Annotated in this window: 16 protein-coding genes; 6 read left to right on the top strand and 10 right to left on the bottom strand. The window is 72.2% G+C overall.

Annotation, left to right across the window (positions count from 1 at the left end):
• Positions 1-6 precede the first annotated feature (6 nt).
• On the bottom strand, positions 7-363 hold the full coding sequence (locus AQI94_RS05040) for an iron-sulfur cluster assembly accessory protein (protein WP_020137379.1): 357 nt from the start codon (positions 361-363) through the stop codon (positions 7-9).
• A 254-nt stretch (positions 364-617) separates the two neighbouring features.
• On the opposite strand from AQI94_RS05040, the gene nadA reads away from it, so the two are divergent.
• Positions 618-1802 (top strand): quinolinate synthase NadA, encoded by a 1185-nt coding sequence (nadA, locus tag AQI94_RS05035; RefSeq protein ID WP_031058178.1) that lies wholly within the window; start codon positions 618-620, stop codon positions 1800-1802.
• Between the two features lie 18 nt (positions 1803-1820).
• Here the strand turns inward: nadA and AQI94_RS05030 are convergent, their stop codons facing one another.
• From AQI94_RS05030 to AQI94_RS05000, 7 genes are all read right to left on the bottom strand, one after another.
• Positions 1821-4064, bottom strand: coding sequence for a serine/threonine-protein kinase (locus AQI94_RS05030; protein ID WP_031058176.1), 2244 nt, complete (start codon positions 4062-4064; stop codon positions 1821-1823).
• 92 nt (positions 4065-4156) lie between these two features.
• The gene (locus AQI94_RS05025; RefSeq protein WP_031058173.1) at positions 4157-5302 is read right to left on the bottom strand and encodes an RNA polymerase sigma factor; all 1146 of its coding nucleotides are present in this window, start codon (positions 5300-5302) and stop codon (positions 4157-4159) included.
• Positions 5295-5717, bottom strand: coding sequence for a YciI family protein (locus tag AQI94_RS05020; RefSeq protein ID WP_031058170.1), 423 nt, complete (start codon positions 5715-5717; stop codon positions 5295-5297). The genes AQI94_RS05025 and AQI94_RS05020 overlap by 8 nt, the downstream gene beginning before the upstream one ends.
• Before the next feature lie 122 nt (positions 5718-5839).
• Positions 5840-6517 (bottom strand): response regulator, encoded by a 678-nt coding sequence (locus AQI94_RS05015; RefSeq protein WP_031058167.1) that lies wholly within the window; start codon positions 6515-6517, stop codon positions 5840-5842.
• Positions 6514-7743 carry a sensor histidine kinase gene (locus AQI94_RS05010; protein ID WP_031058165.1) on the bottom strand — a complete coding sequence of 410 codons (1230 nt, stop codon included), beginning with the start codon at positions 7741-7743 and terminating at the stop codon, positions 6514-6516. The genes AQI94_RS05015 and AQI94_RS05010 overlap by 4 nt, the downstream gene beginning before the upstream one ends.
• 186 nt (positions 7744-7929) lie before the next feature.
• A complete protein-coding gene (gene pspAA, locus AQI94_RS05005) occupies positions 7930-8208 on the bottom strand; it encodes a PspA-associated protein PspAA (RefSeq protein ID WP_031058163.1) in 279 nt (92 codons plus the stop codon).
• Between the two features lie 22 nt (positions 8209-8230).
• Entirely contained in the window at positions 8231-9010 is a 780-nt protein-coding gene (locus tag AQI94_RS05000; protein ID WP_234438850.1) for a PspA/IM30 family protein, read from the bottom strand.
• A gap of 217 nt (positions 9011-9227) precedes the next feature.
• Between AQI94_RS05000 and AQI94_RS04995 the strand changes: the two genes are divergently transcribed.
• The 3 genes from AQI94_RS04995 to AQI94_RS04985 all read left to right on the top strand — a co-directional run bounded on the left by AQI94_RS04995 (position 9228) and on the right by AQI94_RS04985 (position 11821).
• Positions 9228-9905, top strand: coding sequence for a DUF3043 domain-containing protein (locus tag AQI94_RS04995; RefSeq protein ID WP_078902941.1), 678 nt, complete (start codon positions 9228-9230; stop codon positions 9903-9905).
• Between the two features lie 83 nt (positions 9906-9988).
• Positions 9989-10690, top strand: coding sequence for a class I SAM-dependent methyltransferase (locus AQI94_RS04990; protein ID WP_031058154.1), 702 nt, complete (start codon positions 9989-9991; stop codon positions 10688-10690).
• A gap of 57 nt (positions 10691-10747) precedes the next feature.
• Positions 10748-11821 (top strand): S1C family serine protease, encoded by a 1074-nt coding sequence (locus AQI94_RS04985; protein WP_031058152.1) that lies wholly within the window; start codon positions 10748-10750, stop codon positions 11819-11821.
• A 43-nt stretch (positions 11822-11864) separates the two neighbouring features.
• On the opposite strand, the gene AQI94_RS04980 is transcribed toward AQI94_RS04985, so the two are convergent.
• The gene (locus AQI94_RS04980) at positions 11865-12080 is read right to left on the bottom strand and encodes a hypothetical protein (protein WP_020115856.1); all 216 of its coding nucleotides are present in this window, start codon (positions 12078-12080) and stop codon (positions 11865-11867) included.
• A 175-nt stretch (positions 12081-12255) separates the two neighbouring features.
• On the opposite strand from AQI94_RS04980, the gene AQI94_RS04975 reads away from it, so the two are divergent.
• Positions 12256-13458, top strand: a complete 1203-nt coding sequence (locus tag AQI94_RS04975) for a bifunctional adenosylcobinamide kinase/adenosylcobinamide-phosphate guanylyltransferase (RefSeq protein ID WP_062229599.1) — start codon at positions 12256-12258, stop codon at positions 13456-13458.
• On the opposite strand, the gene AQI94_RS04970 is transcribed toward AQI94_RS04975, so the two are convergent.
• Positions 13447-14040, bottom strand: a complete 594-nt coding sequence (locus AQI94_RS04970; protein ID WP_037943538.1) for a methyltransferase domain-containing protein — start codon at positions 14038-14040, stop codon at positions 13447-13449. The two genes, AQI94_RS04975 and AQI94_RS04970, sit on opposite strands and share 12 nt — an antisense overlap.
• Before the next feature lie 126 nt (positions 14041-14166).
• Here AQI94_RS04970 and cobT point away from each other — a divergent pair, with 126 nt between their 5' ends.
• Complete coding sequence (gene cobT / locus AQI94_RS04965) at positions 14167-15267, top strand: nicotinate-nucleotide--dimethylbenzimidazole phosphoribosyltransferase (RefSeq protein WP_031051440.1); 1101 nt, start codon at positions 14167-14169, stop codon at positions 15265-15267.
• Positions 15268-15300 lie beyond the last annotated feature (33 nt).

Raw genomic sequence — 15300 nt, 5'->3', positions numbered from 1 at the left:
CCGGGCTCAGCTGAAGGAGTCGCCGCAGGCGCAGGAGCCGGTCGCGTTCGGGTTGTCGATCGTGAAGCCCTGCTTCTCGATGGTGTCCACGAAGTCGATGGACGCGCCGCCCAGGTACGGGGCGCTCATGCGGTCGGTGACGACCTTGACGCCACCGAAGTCCTTGACGACGTCGCCGTCGAGCGAACGCTCGTCGAAGAAGAGCTGGTAACGCAGGCCGGAGCAGCCGCCGGGCTGAACGGCGACGCGCAGGGCCAGGTCGTCACGGCCTTCCTGGTCGAGCAGGGCCTTGACCTTCGCCGCGGCGGCGTCGGACAGGATGATGCCGTCGGTGACGGTGCCGGTCTCGTCCGATACGGACATCTACATCTCTCCCGGGTTGTACGGAGACTGCTTGCCGACTGGTTCAACCGGCAAGGCCGCGGATTCATTCCGGGCCGGACGCCGGTTTTCCGGCGCCTTCTTCATGCTCGCACACGCGGCGGGGAGCGGAAAACGGCTCATCCGCCGTTCTTCGGGATTCACGTCACATCGACGCAATGACCATCGTCAAAGTGACGTGAACCGGGTTATGATAGATAACGTCAGTTCGACGAAAAGTAGAAAGGGTGCGTGTCGTGACCACCGCCCAGACCACGGAGCTCGACGTACAGCCGACTCCGCTCGCCCTGTTGCTGCTCGGCCGCGAGGCCGACCCGAGGAGTGAGCGGGGCGTCGAGTGTCCCGGCGATCTGCCCTCGCCGTCCGACCCCGACCTGGTCGAGCGCGCCCGCGCGGCCAAGGAGAAGCTCGGCGACAAGGTGTTCGTCCTCGGCCACCACTACCAGCGTGACGAGGTCATCCAGTTCGCCGACGTCACGGGCGACTCCTTCAAGCTGGCCCGGGACGCGGCCGCGCGCCCGGAGGCCGAGTACATCGTGTTCTGCGGTGTGCACTTCATGGCCGAGTCGGCGGACATCCTCACCTCCGACAACCAGAAGGTCGTCCTGCCCGACCTCGCCGCCGGCTGCTCGATGGCCGACATGGCGACGGCCGAGCAGGTCGCCGAGTGCTGGGACGCGCTCACCGACGCCGGCATCGCCGAGCAGGTCGTGCCGGTGTCGTACATGAACTCCTCGGCGGACATCAAGGCGTTCACGGGCAGGCACGGCGGCCTGATCTGCACGTCGTCGAACGCCGAGCGGGCCCTGAACTGGGCCTTCGAGCACGGCGAGAAGGTCCTCTTCCTCCCCGACCAGCACCTCGGCCGCAACACCGCGGTCCGCGACCTGGGCATGTCTTTGGAGGACTGTGTCGTCTACAACCCGCACAAGCCGAACGGCGGTCTGACCGCCGAGCAGCTGCGGGACGCGAAGATGATCCTGTGGCGCGGGCACTGCTCGGTGCACGGCCGCTTCTCGCTGGAGTCCGTGGAGGACGTGCGCGCCCGCATCCCCGGGGTGAACGTCCTGGTGCACCCCGAGTGCAAGCACGAGGTCGTGGCCGCGGCGGACTACGTCGGCTCGACCGAGTACATCATCAAGGCGCTGGAGGCGGCCCCGGCCGGCTCGAAGTGGGCGATCGGCACGGAGCTCAATCTCGTACGCCGCCTGGCGAACCGTTTCGCCCCCGAGGGCAAGGAGATCGTCTTCCTCGACAAGACGGTCTGCTTCTGCTCGACCATGAACCGCATCGACCTGCCCCACCTGGTCTGGACCCTGGAGTCCCTGGCCGAGGGCAAGCTGGTCAACCGGATCGAGGTCGACAAGGAGACGGAGGCGTTCGCGAAGCTGGCGCTGGAGCGGATGCTGGCGCTGCCGTAGCACCGTCGTCAGGCGCGCTCACCCCGACGCGGAGGTCCGCTCGGGGTGGGCGGGGTCGAGGGTGAAGACGTCGCCGGCCAGGGTGGGGACGACCAGGGCGCCCTTGTTGAGCAGCACCTGGGGCAGCACCTCGCTCTGCGAGTTCACCCACTTGGCGCGCGGCGGGGTCTCCCACAGCGGTGTGCCCTTGTCGGCGTCCAGGGCCGCGACCCGGCCGCTCGCACCGGTCAGAAAGACCACGCGGCTGGCCGGGGCGGGGGTGACACCGCCGGGCTGCTCCAGGCTCGTCGTGGTCTGCCACAGCTGCCTTCCGGTGTGGACCGACACGGCGGTCACCCGGCCGGAGGCGCCGGTGAACCACAGGGTGCCGTCCGCCGTCGTCGCGGTACCCTCGACCTCCTTCGCGAGCTCCTTCGTCGTGACGGCGCCGGTGTCCGGGTCGACCAGCCGGATCCTGGAGAAGGGTCCCTTCTCGCCGGAGCTCGGGTGCCCCGGCCCGTCCTCGACAGCCTCCAGGTAGAGCAGGCGGCCCTCGTACGTGCCGACGAGGGTCGGGTGACCGGGCACCTTCAGGCGCCGCACCGAGCCGTCGGAACGGTCGAAGCCCAGGAGCAGGATCTCCTGGGCGGACGTCTCGCCGGAGGTGCACTCCAGGTAGAGGCCCACGTTCGTCCGCGCGGGGTCGCACTGCATCCCCGACGGAAGCGGCGCCGTCCAGCGCTGGGCGCCGGTGCGCACCGAACGGGCGGTCAGCGTTCCGCGCCCGATGTCCGGGACGAGCACCAGGTCACCGGAGACGGACACGTGGGTCGCCTGCTCGTCCACCGTGCGGTGCCACAGCCGCTTTCCCGTGCGGGTGTCGAGGGCGCTGACGGAGATCACGAGGTCGCCACCCTCGGGCTGGTACTGCTGCTTGACCAGCATGACGTCGTCCGCGACCCCGAGCAGCCAGAAGAAGTACGACCTCTTCTTCGGGAGCGACGGCACCCCGTCGGCACGCCAGTCGACCCGTCCGGTGACGGCGTCCAGGCGCACGGGCAGCACCGCGTCACCCGCGCAGTAGAGGGCGCCCTCGTACATCTGGCACTCCGGGCCGCTGTCCATCCCTCCGTCCAGGAGGGTGATCCCCTTCTTCAGGCCGTGCTCGGCGGTGGCGTACACCGTCGTCTGCCAGGGCTGCCATCCGTTGGGCAGCTGCGTCCAGCGCGAGGCGGCGGTCTTCGCCCGGGCCGCACCGCCCTCGCCGTCGCCGCCGTCCGTGCGTCCCGGGCCGCCCAGCAGGTACGAGGTCAGCCCGAGAGCCAGTACGCCGATGGCTGCGGTCGCCGCCCACAGCGGGCGCAGCCGGCGCCGACGGCCCGAGGACGTGGCCGACCTCGGGTCCGGGACGCCGGTGTCGGACGGGTCCGGCAGGTCCTCGCGCAGCGTCACCGTCGCGGGGCCCTCCGCCGCCTCCTCGGGCAGCACCCGCGCGAGCTCCCGGGCCACGTCGTCCAGTCCGGGCCGGTCCGCGGCCTTCTTGGCCAGACAGCGCTGCAGGACCGTCCGCAGTTCCTCCCGTACGCCGTCCAGGACGGGTTCGTCGTGCACCACCTGGTACGCCGTGAGGTAGGGGCTGTCCGCGTCGAACGGCCCCCGGCCCGTGACGGTGTACACCAGCAGCGCACCGAGCGCGAAGACGTCGGAGGGCGGCCCGACCGTGCGGGCGTCGGTGAGCTGTTCCGGGGACATGAAGGGCGGGGTGCCGATCATCTGGCCGGTCTCGGTGAGGGGGTTGTTCTCCGCCGCCCGGGAGATGCCGAAGTCGATGACACGGGGGCCGTCACCGGCCATCAGGACGTTGGCGGGCTTGAGGTCGCGGTGCACGACACCGGCCCGGTGGATGTCCCGCAGGGCCTCCACCAACCCCAGCGCCAGGCCCCGCAGTTCGGCCTCCGGCAGCGGGCCGAGCTCCGACATCCGGTCGGCGAGCGAGCGGCCGGGCACGTACTGGGTGGCCATCCACGGCCGGGCCGCCTCGGGGTCGGCGTCCACGACGGGTGCGGTGAAGGCACCGCTCACCTTGCGGACGGCCTCGATCTCCTGGCGGAAGCGGGTGCGGAAGACGGGGTCCCCGGCGTACTGGGCGTGCACGACCTTCACCGCGACCTCGCGTCCGGAACGCGATCTGCCCCGGTAGACGGTGCCCATTCCCCCGGCCCCGAGACGGTCGACCAGCTTGTACCCGCCGACCGATTTCGGGTCGTCCTTGTGCAGCGGCATGCCCGCATCCCCTTCCCCCGTGCGGCAGTCCGAGCGCCCAGCATATGTAACGGGGTGGCCCGAGCCGCCCGGGGAAGGTGCCGGTCGGCCCGTCAGTGCCGCCCGCGGGAGTTGAGCCGGGCCGCCTGGCGGGTCAGGTAGTCGCGTTCGGCGAGGTTGGGGGCCTTGTGGGCGGCTTCGGCGTACAGGCGGGCCGCGGTCGTCAGGTCGCCGGCGCGCTCGTGGAGATAGGCCACTGCCGCGGTGTGGCGGGGCAGGGAGTCGTCGATGGCCGCCAGGGCGGCCAGGCCCGCGCGGGGGCCGTCCGCCTCGCCCACGGCGACCGCGCGGTTGAGGCGGACGACGGGACTGTCGGTGAGACGGGCGAGTTCGTCGTACCACTCGACGATCTGCACCCAGTCGGTCTCCTCGGCGGTGGGGGCGTCGGCGTGCAGGGCGGCGATGGCGGCCTGGGCCTGGAACTCGCCCAGCCGGTCGCGGGCGAGGGCGGCCTGGAGGATCTGCACGCCCTCGGCGATCGCCGCGGTGTCCCAGCGGGTGCGGTCCTGCTCGGCGAGCGGCACCAGACCCCCGTCCGGGGCGGTGCGGGAGGCGCGGCGGGCGTGGTGGAGCAGCATGAGGGCGAGCAGCCCCGCGACCTCGGGATGGTCGATGGCGGCGGCGAGCTGCCGGGTGAGCCGGACGGCCTCGGCGGCGAGGTCGACATCGCCGGAGTAGCCCTCGTTGAAGACGAGGTAGAGCACGCGCAGCACGGTGGCGACATCGCCGGGCCGGTCGAAGCGGACGCCGGAGACGGTGCGCTTGGCCCGGCTGATGCGCTGCGCCATGGTCGCCTCGGGCACGAGGTAGGCCTGGGCGATCTGGCGGGTGGTGAGTCCCCCGACGGCCCGCAGGGTGAGGGCGACCGCGGCGGACGGGGTGAGCGAGGGGTGGGCGCACAGGAAGTACAGCTGGAGCGTGTCGTCCACGGCGGGCGCGGGGCCGGGCACCGGTTCCTCGTCGATACGGCCCTCTCGCCGGCGGCGGGCGGTCTCCGAGCGGGTGGCGTCGAGGAACTTGCGCCAGGCCACGGTGACGAGCCAGCCCTTGGCGTCCCGGGGCGGGTCGGCCGGCCAGACCCGCACCGCCTCGACGAGCGCGTCCTGGACGGCGTCCTCGGCCGCGGCGAAGTCGGCTCCACGGCGGACGAGGACGGCGAGCACGCTCGGCGTGAGGCTTCTGAGCAGCGTTTCATCCACCGGCGTGGCACTCCGGGGCGGTGGGCGAGGCCGGGTAGAGGGGGCGCAGCTCCAGCCACTCGTGGATCGGCCTCCCGCCGGCGCCGGGGGCGGCCGACAGCTCTCCGGCCAGCTCCAGGGCCCGCTCGTGGCTGTCGACGTCGATCATCGTCCAGCCCGCGATGAGGTCCTTGGTCTCGGCGAACGGCCCGTCGGTGACGGGCGGGCGCCCCTCGCCGTCGTAGCGCACCCATGTCCCCTCGGGAGCGAGCGCCTGCCCGTCGACGTACTCCCCGGTCTTCACCAGCCGGTCCGCGAAGTCCCGCATGTACTGCACATGCGCGGAGATCTCCTCCGGCGTCCACTGCTCCATGGGTACGTCGTTGGCCGGAGCGGGGGCGCCGCGGTAGTGCTTGAGCAGCAGGTACTTGGCCATGTCGTCTCTCCTGGGTCCCGGTGCGACCCTCATTCTGGCCGCTCTCGACAAGGGGACGGAGCGGGGCACGGGTTCTCGACACCGCCGCGCGGTTTTCTTTCCGCCCCTCGGCCGGCCCCTGCTCACTCCACCCGTGGACGTACCAGCCCCGACTCGTACGCGATCACCACGAGCTGGGCCCGGTCCCGGGCGCCCAGCTTGGCCATGGCCCGGTTGACGTGGGTCTTGACGGTGAGCGGGCTGACCTCCAGGCGCTCGGCGATCTCGTCGTTGGAATGACCGCCGGCGACCTGGACGAGGACCTCGCGCTCGCGGACGGTGAGGGCGGCGAGGCGTTCGGAGCTCACCGGGTCCTTGTCGTCCGCGTCGCCCTGCGCGAGGAAGCGGGCGATCAGGCCCTTGGTGGCGGCCGGGGACAGCAGGGCCTCGCCGCCGGCCGCGATCCGGATGGCGCTGAGGAGTTCCTCGGGTTCGCTGCCCTTGCCGAGGAAGCCGGAGGCGCCGGCGCGCAGGGACTGCACGACGTAGTCGTCGACCTCGAAGGTGGTCAGGATGACCACGCGGACGTGGGCGAGGGAGGGGTCCTCGCTGATCGAGCGGGTGGCCGCGAGACCGTCGGTGCCGGGCATCCGGATGTCCATGAGGACGACGTCGGCGCGCTCCTGCCGGGCCAGCCGGACGGCCTCGGCGCCGTCGGACGCCTCGCCGACCACCTCCATGTCCGGCTCGGAGTCGACGAGCACCCGGAAGGCGCTGCGCAGCAGTGCCTGGTCGTCGGCGAGCAGGACACGGATCGTCATACGGGCTCCCCCGGTCGGTCCCTTGCTGCGGTGCGGGTCTTGACCGGAAGGATCGCATGGACGCGGAAACCGCCCCCGTAGCGGGGACCGGTGGTGAGGGTGCCGCGCAGGGCGGTGACCCGCTCACGCATGCCGAGCAGGCCGTGGCCGCCGCCGTTGTCCGGGTCGTCGTCGTCGCCCGCGCCGTCGTCGAGGACCGTGATCTCCACGTGGGGGCCGACGCGTACGACGCTGACCTCGGCCTTCGCCTGGGCTCCGGCGTGTTTGCGGACGTTCGTGAGGGCTTCCTGGATGACCCGGTAGGCGGCCAGGTCCACGGCGGCCGGCAGGGTGGTGCCGTGGTCGGCGCGGGCGACCTCGACGGGGAGGCCCGCGCTGCGGAAGGTGCCGACGAGTTCGTCGAGGCGGGCCAGGCCGGGGGCGGGTTCGGTGGGGGCCTCGGGGTCGCCGGACTGCCGCAGCAGGCCGACGGTGGCGCGGAGTTCGTTGAGGGCGGAGCGGCTGGCCTCGCGGACGTGGGCGAGGGCCTCCTTGGCCTGGTCGGGGCGCTTGTCCATGACGTGCGCGGCGACTCCGGCCTGGACGTTGACCAGGGCGATGTGGTGGGCGACGACGTCGTGCAGGTCGCGGGCGATGCGCAGACGCTCCTCGGCGACCCTTCGCCGGGCCTCCTCCTCGCGGGTGCGCTCGGCCTTCTCGGCGCGCTCCCTGATGGCCTGGACGAAGGCGCGGCGGCTGCGGACGGCGTCGCCGGCGGTGGCGCCGATGCCGGTCCAGGCGAAGATGCCGAGGTTCTCCTGGTCGTACCAGGGCAGCGGGCCGGCGAGCATCGCGGCGCCGGTGAGCAGGGTCATGGTGAGCAGGCCGACGCGCCAGGTGGTGGGGCGGTCGGTGGTGGAGGCGACCGTGTACAGGGCGATCACGGCGGCCATGGCGACGGGGGCGCGGGGGTCGCCGGTGACGCACTCGATGATGGAGGCCGTGCCGGTGAGGGCGAGGACGGTGAGGGGGGCGCGGCGGCGGAAGACCAGGGCCGCGGCGGCGAACGTGATGAGGACGAGACTGAGGGGGGCCGGGGTGCGGATGCTCCAGCTCACGTCCTGCTCGCCGTGGGGGTCCACGAAGGAGCCGGCCACCATGCAGACGAGGACGCCTGCGGCGAGGACGGCGTCCGCGGCCACGGGGTGGGCCTTGAGGTGGCGGAGCACTCGGTCTCGGAGGGTCACGTCTGCCAACGGTACGGGGTCCTGCGTCGCTGGGACCGGGGGCTACCTGTACGTTTCCGGCCTCGGGTGGGTGGGGGTTGCGCGTCCCTGGGGGCTGCGCCCCCAGACCCCCATCGGCCCGAAGGGCCTCGTCCTCAAACGCCGGACGGGCTGGATTGCCTCGACCGGCATCGACAGACGCAGGTCTCAGCCCGGGATCAGGCCGTCGTCGCTGAGCAGTTCCCGGACCTCCTCCAGCGTGGCGTCCGGGGAGGGAAGGATCAGCTCCGAGGGCTCCAGGGAGTCGTCCGGGAGCGGGGTGCCCAGTTCCCGGACGCGGGTGAGGAGGGCTTGGAGGGTGCGGCGGAAGCCCGGTCCGTCGCCCTTCTCCATCTCGGCCAACAGTTCGTCGTCGAGCTTGTTCAGGTCGGCGAGGTGGCTCTCGGCCAGCCTCACCTGCCCCTCCCCCATGATCCGTACGATCATGTCGCCCTCCTCGGCGTGGGACCTACTGCTTGTCGAAGCGCGGAGTGTCCTGCGGCTGCTGGGACTGCGACTGGCCGGTACCGCCCTCGATGGCCTGCTGCGACGAGGAGCCTCCCGCCAGCTCCGCCTTCATGCGCTGCAGCTCCAGCTCTACATCCGTACCACCGGAGAGCCGGTCCAGCTCGGCCTGGATGTCGTCCTTGTGCATGCCGGACTGGTCGTCCAGGACACCCGAGGCGAGGAGCTCGTCGATGGCGCCGGCCCGGGCCTGGAGCTGGGCGGTCTTGTCCTCGGCCCGCTGAATGGCCAGGCCCACGTCGCCCATCTCCTCGGAGATGCCGGAGAAGGCCTCGCCGATCCGGGTCTGCGCCTGGGCCGCGGTGTAGGTCGCCTTGATGGTCTCCTTCTTGGTGCGGAAGGCGTCCACCTTGGCCTGGAGGCGCTGGGCCGCAAGGGTGAGCTTCTCCTCCTCGCCCTGCAGCGTCGAGTGCTGGGTCTCCAGGTCGGTCACCTGCTGCTGGAGCGCGGCACGGCGGGACAGCGCCTCCCGGGCGAGGTCCTCACGTCCGAGCGCGAGCGCCTTGCGGCCCTGGTCCTCCAGCTTCGAGGACTGCGACTGCAGCTGGTTCAGCTGGAGTTCCAGGCGCTTGCGGGAGGTGGCCACGTCGGCCACGCCCCGGCGCACCTTCTGGAGCAGCTCCAGCTGTTTCTGGTACGAGTAATCGAGGGTTTCGCGCGGGTCCTCGGCCCGGTCAAGGGCCTTGTTCGCCTTCGCGCGGAAGATCATCCCCATACGCTTCATGACACCGCTCATGGGCTTCGCGCGCCCCCTTCTGACGGACTTCCAGCTCCAGCTCTGCGACAGAACCCACAGTACGGGCCCTGCATCCATTGACGCACTGTTCCGGGGCGGATGCGCTCATCCCCAAGGACGACTGACCAGCCCCTTGCTCCGGCGTAAGGAGTAGGTGACCTTCAGGGTGAGCAACCGACACCGGACGTCCCCTCTGTCCCCCTGCATGACGACTGGTGTTGCCGGATCGTTCCCCACCGGGCTGGGGTCCAACCCCGGACACCCCTTACCCTTGGGTTTTGTGTTCCGTAGCCGTGCCACCAAGGAAGAGAAGGCCGCCGTCGCCGACAAGGCGCAGCTGACCGACTCCAAGCAGCCCCGCGACCCGCAGGCCCCCAAGGGCCGGCCCACGCCCAAGCGCAGTGAGGCCCAGTCCCAGCGCCGCAGCGTCGCCAACACGTCGCTCACCCGCAAGGACGCCGCCAAGCGTCAGCGCGAGGAGCGCCGCTCGGCGCTGGAGAGGCAGCGCCAGGCGCTGGCCGGCGGTGACGAGCGGTACCTGCCCGCGCGGGACAAGGGCCCGGTGCGCAAGTTCGCCCGCGACTCCATCGACGCGCGATTCAACGTGGCGGAGTTCTTCCTGCCGATGGCCGTGGTCATCCTCGTGCTGAGCCTGGTGCAAGTGGGCGCGCTCCAGAGCATCGCGCTGCTGCTGTGGCTCGTCGTGATCGTGCTCATCGTGCTCGACTCGATCGTCACCGGTTTCCGTCTGAAGAAGCGGCTCGCCGAGCGCTTCCCGGACCAGAACCGCAAGGGCGCGGTCGCCTACGCCCTGATGCGCTCCCTCCAGATGCGTCGCCTCCGGTTGCCGAAGCCGCAGGTCAAGCGCGGAGAGCGGCCCTGAGTACGACGTCTTTCTCCGGGGGTGCGGCCGATGCCTGGCTGGACAAGCTGGGCGGGCTGCGAAATGTCGTACGACAGGAGCTGGTGGCCCGGCAGCTCGACGAGCAGATAGTGGGGCGGTACCCGGTCGGACAGCGGCTGCGGGTGCTCGACGTGGGGATGGGGCAGGGCACGCAGGCGCTGCGGCTGGCCCGGGCCGGGCATCAGGTGACCGGGCTCGAACGGGACGCCACCATGGTCGCGGCGGCCCGGGAGTCCCTGTCCGCCGAGCCCGAGGGCATCCGGGAGCGGATGCGGATCATCGAGGGGGACGGCCGGGACACCGGGGTGCACTTCCTGCCGGGCAGCTTCGACGTGGTGCTGTGCCACGGCGTGCTCATGTACGTGGAGGAGCCGGATCCGCTGCTGGCCGGGCTGGCGCGGATGCTGGCACCGGGCGGGCTGCTGTCGCTGCTGGTGCGCAACGGTGACGCGCTGGCGATGCGGGCGGGGCTGGCCGGGGACTGGGCCGGCGCGCTGGGGGCCTTCGACACCACCGCGTACCGCAACCGGCTGGGGCTCGATGTGCGGGCGGACCGGCTGAGCACGCTGACCGCGACGCTCGCCGGTATCGGGGCGCCGCTCCAGGCCTGGTACGGCGTGCGGGTGTTCACGGACACTGCGGCGGACGACGCCGAGACGCCGGCCGATGTGGAGGCGCTGCTGGCCTGCGAGGAGCGGGCCGGGCGGACGGATCCCTACCGTGGGGTGGCCGCTCTGCTGCACCTGTGCGGCGTGCGGGGCTGAGCCCGTTCGGGCGAACAGCGCAGGCCCGGGTGTCGGCGCCGACGTGAGACTCGGGGCATGAACGCTTCGCGTACCCGTGCTCTGCGGCTGCCGTTGGCGGCGCTGGTGTGTTCCGTCGTGCTTGTGTCCGGGTGCTCCGACTCCGGTTCCTCCGGGCGGAAGAAGACGTCGACCACACAGGCCGCGCAGGCCGTCGCGCCCGCCGCCGACGGCGATCTGCAGAGCAGCTACCAGAAGGTGATCAGGGGCGTTCTGCCGTCGGTCGTGCAGATCCAGGCCAGCAATGATCTGGGCTCCGGGGTGGTGTACGACGACAAGGGACACATCGTCACCAACGCGCATGTGGTCGGGAACGAGAAGACCTTCAAGGTGACCACGGCGAACAGCGAGAACGAGCTGACCGCGACGCTCGTGTACTCCTACCCCGAGCAGGATCTCGCCGTCATCAAGCTGGACAAGGTGCCGGACGGGCTGCGGGCGGCGAGCTTCGGGGACACCGCCAAGGTGCAGGTCGGGCAGATCGTGCTCGCCATGGGATCACCGCTCGGGCTGTCGTCCAGCGTGACGCAGGGCATCGTCTCGGCGACCGGACGGACCGTCAGCGAGGGGGGCGGCGACGGCGAGGCCGGAGCGACCATCGCCAACATGGTGCAGACCTCCGCGGCCATCAACCCGGGCAACAGCGGTGGCGCGCTCGTCAACCTGGACAGCCAGGTCATCGGCATCCCGACGCTCGCCGCGATCGACCCCAACATGGGGAACAGCGCGGCGCCCGGGATCGGGTTCGCCATCCCCGCGTCGATGGTGAGGACGGTCGCCGACCAGATCATCAAGGACGGCAAGGTCACCGACTCGGGCCGGGCCGCGCTCGGCATCACCGGCCGGACGGTCGTCGACGACAGCTTCCGGCCCGCCGGGGTCGCGGTCGTCGAGGTCAAGAGCGGCGGGGCCGCGGACAAGGCCGGCATCGAGCCCGGGGACGTCATCACGAAGCTGGGCGACACCGGGGTCACGACCATCACCACGCTGTCCGAGGCACTCGCGGCGGACAAGCCGGGTCAGAAGACCTCCGTCACCTTCACCCGGAACGGCAGCACGAAGACGGTGGACGTGACGCTGGGCGAGCAGTAGCGGTGGTGGGCGAGGGGTCCGCTGTGGCCCTCGCCCACCCCGGTCACGCTTCCTCCGCCGCCTTCAGGCTCATCGGGCCGTAGATCTCGGTGGCGTCCTCGAACAGCCGCACCTGTTCCGCGCCGCCGGCGAGCAGGGGCTTCCAGTACTCGCCGAGCCAGGACTCGGCGTCGCCCTGGGTGGTGAACTCCTCCGGCTCCACGGCGGGTTGGGTCTCCGCGCCGTCGGCCTTCTCGAATCGCCAGGTCCATGTCGCCATGTGAGCCTCCCGTGTTTGATCCGTTACGAAGAGCACCCTAAGCGGTAGTTCGCGGACTGCGGGCCGGTGGGGGCCGCGCGCGCCTCCGCCGCGGAGCCGCAGATCGGCGCCGCCCCGCGCCCTGAAAGCGGCTCCGCGCGCGCTGGATCACCGGGGACCGGCGAGAATCGGTTGCGTGGAACTGACTCTGCTCGGCACCGGCGCCCCCGCCGGTCTCCCCCGGCCCTTCTGTCCCTGTGCCGCGTGCGCCACCGCGGTCGGTGAGAACGCGCGGGCGGCCACCGCCGTGCTCGTCGACGAGATCCTGCTGCTCGATCTCACTCCCGGTGCCGCCTTCGCCGCCGCCCGGGCCGGGCACTCGCTCGCCGACGTGCGCCAGGTCCTGCTCTCGCACCCCCATGACGGACCCCCCGTCGAGGTGCCCGCCGGGCTTCCGCAGCCGGGGCGGGTGCCGGACGGACGGGAGTTGACGTTGCTGACGGGGCATCGGGTGCGGGCCGTGCCGATGGACGCGCCGGGGACCGGGTACGCCGTCACCGGGCCCGACGGGCAGCGGGTGCTGTACCTGCCGCCCGGGGGTGCGCCCGCGGGGCTGGAGAAGGGGGCCGTGGAGTCGTACGACATGGTGCTCGCCGATGTCGTGCGGCGGCCCGACGCTCTCGCCCGGCTGCGGGCCGTCGGGGCCGTGGGGCCCACGACCGACGTCGTCGCCGTGCATGTCGACCACGATGTGCCGCCCGGCCCCGAACTGCGGCGGAGGCTGGCCGCGGCCGGGGCGCGGGCCGTGCCCGACGGGGCGACGCTGGCCGTCGGCGCCTACGAGGACGTACCCGATGTGCCGCGGCGGACGCTGGTGCTGGGCGGGGCGCGGTCCGGGAAGTCGGTGGAGGCCGAGCGGCGGCTGGAGGCGTTCCCCGACGTGCTGTACGTGGCGACCGGCGGGTCGCGGAACGGGGACACCGAGTGGGCCTCCCGGGTCGCCGCCCACCGTGAGCGGCGGCCCGGATCGTGGCGTACGACGGAGACCTGCGACCTGGTGCCGCTGCTGAAGGACGACGGGGCGCCGCTGCTGGTCGACTGTCTGTCGCTGTGGCTGACGGACGCGATGGACGCCGTGGGGGCGTGGGACGACGCGGAGTGGGCCGGCGGCGGGGAGCGGGAACTGCGGTCGCGGGTGCGGGAGTTGACGGAGGCGGTGCGGGAGACCCGGCGGACCGTGGTGGCCGTGTCGAACGAGGTGGGGTCGGGAATCGTGCCGGCCACCGCGTCCGGTCGCCGGTACCGGGACGAACTGGGGCGGCTGAACGCGGCGTTCGCGGGCGAGTGCGAGCAGGTGGTGCTGGTGGTGGCGGGGCAGGCGACGGTCCTACGGGGCTGACGGGCCCTTGCGGGCGATCACCCGGTAGGCCCTCGCGAAGCGGGTGCCGGCGAGGAGGAGGGCCAGGGTGTGGTCCAGCGCTCGCGCGATGGCGGCCGGCAGTCCGGGGGCGCCGGGCAGACGGGCCGTCAGCCGGGCCGGGACATGCGCGGATCGGCGGGCCGTCGCGATGACGGTGCAGCCCCGGGACACCAGTTCGGGGCGGGGGTCGTCCCGGGACTCCACCAGGAGGTGGCCGCCGGGGCGCAGGACGGCGAGGGCCGCCTGGAGTTCCGCGGGGTCCGAGCGGTGGTTCAGCAGGCTGACCACGTCGTAGCGAGCCCGCAGGCGGGCGGTGATCCGCGGGTCCGACAGACGGCCCTGGTAGCCCTCCTCCAGGCGCTCGACCGCCTGGGCGCGCAGGACGCGGGGGGTGGGGTCCAGGCCGTCGAAGGCCGTGTAGGGGAAGAACGCTCTCGCCGCCTCCGGGAAGTCCGCGTCCCCGGTGTCCACGTCCAGCCAGCTCTCGGGCTCGGGGAACGGCAGTATGGCGCGGGCGGTGGAGCGAAGGCGCCGTACGGAGGGGGCGGTTGGTGCGGGCATGGGGTCTCCCGGGGACGCACGGCAATTCGCTACAAAACGGAACGTATGGGATCCCGATCCCGGGTGCAATGACGTCCTGGCCATGTGGCACCCCCGTGTTCGATCAGGGCCGGTACTGTTCGGCGAATGAGCTCGCTTAATCTCGACGACTTCACCGATCTGATCGAACGCCCCGACGGCGGGGTGCGTCGCGACGCCGAGGCGCGCCGGGAGCGTCAGATCGTGCCTCCCGGGGCGCTGGGCCGCCTCGACGAACTGGGTGAGTGGCTGGCGGCGGCACAGTCGGCGGTACCGGTCCGGCCGGTCGAACGGCCGCGGGTGGTGCTGTTCGCCGGTGACCACGGGATCGCCGAGCTGGGTGTCTCGGGGCGGGCCGCGGGCAGCGCCTCGGAGTTGGTGCGGGAGGTCCTGGAGGGCGCCCGTCCGGTGTCGGTCCTCGCCCGGCGCCTCGGTGTGCCGGTGCGGGTCGTGGACATGGCGCTGGACTGCGACCCGGACGAGCTGCCCGAGGACGTCGTACGGCATCGGGTGCGGCGCGGGAGCGGCCGTATCGACGTCGAGGACGCGTTGACCCCCGAGGAGGCGGAGGCCGCCTTCCGGGCCGGGATCGCGGTGGCCGACGAGGAGGCCGACTCCGGTACGGACCTCGTGGTGCTCGGCGATGTGAACGTGGGCGGGACCACGGCGGCCGGGGTGCTGGTCGCCGCGCTGTGCGGGACCGACGCGTCCGTCGTGACCGGGCGCGGCGGGACCGGGATCGACGACCTGGCGTGGATGCGCAAGTGCGCCGCGATCCGGGACGCGCTGCGACGGGCGCGGCCGGTGCTCGGGGACCAGCTGCAGTTGCTGGCGGCGGTAGGCGGGGCCGACCTCGCGGCGATCACCGGGTTCCTGCTGCAGAGCGCGGTGCGCAAGCTGCCCGTCGTGCTGGACGGGGTGGTCGTGGCCGCCTGTGCGCTGGTGGGACAGCGGATCGCGTTCCGGGCGCCGGACTGGTGGCTGGCCGGGCAGAGCAGCGGTGAGCCGGGGCAGGCGAAGGCACTGGACCGGATGGCCCTCGAACCGCTGCTCGACCACGGTGTGACGGTCGGGGAGGGCGCGGGCGGACTGCTCGCACTGCCGCTGGTGCAGGCCGCGGCGGCGCTGGCCGCCGAGCTGCCCGAGAAGCCCGCGGTCCCCGAGGAGCCGCGCGAGGAGGAACCGGAGAAGGCCTCCGCCGAGGAGTAGTCGAGGACGGACGAGTGCCCTTGCGACCAAATC

This window comes from Streptomyces pseudovenezuelae, assembly GCF_001513955.1.
GTDB lineage: Bacteria > Actinomycetota > Actinomycetes > Streptomycetales > Streptomycetaceae > Streptomyces > Streptomyces pseudovenezuelae.
Note: the sequence above shows the minus strand (reverse complement) of the source record. Positions and strands in the feature narration are given on the sequence as shown.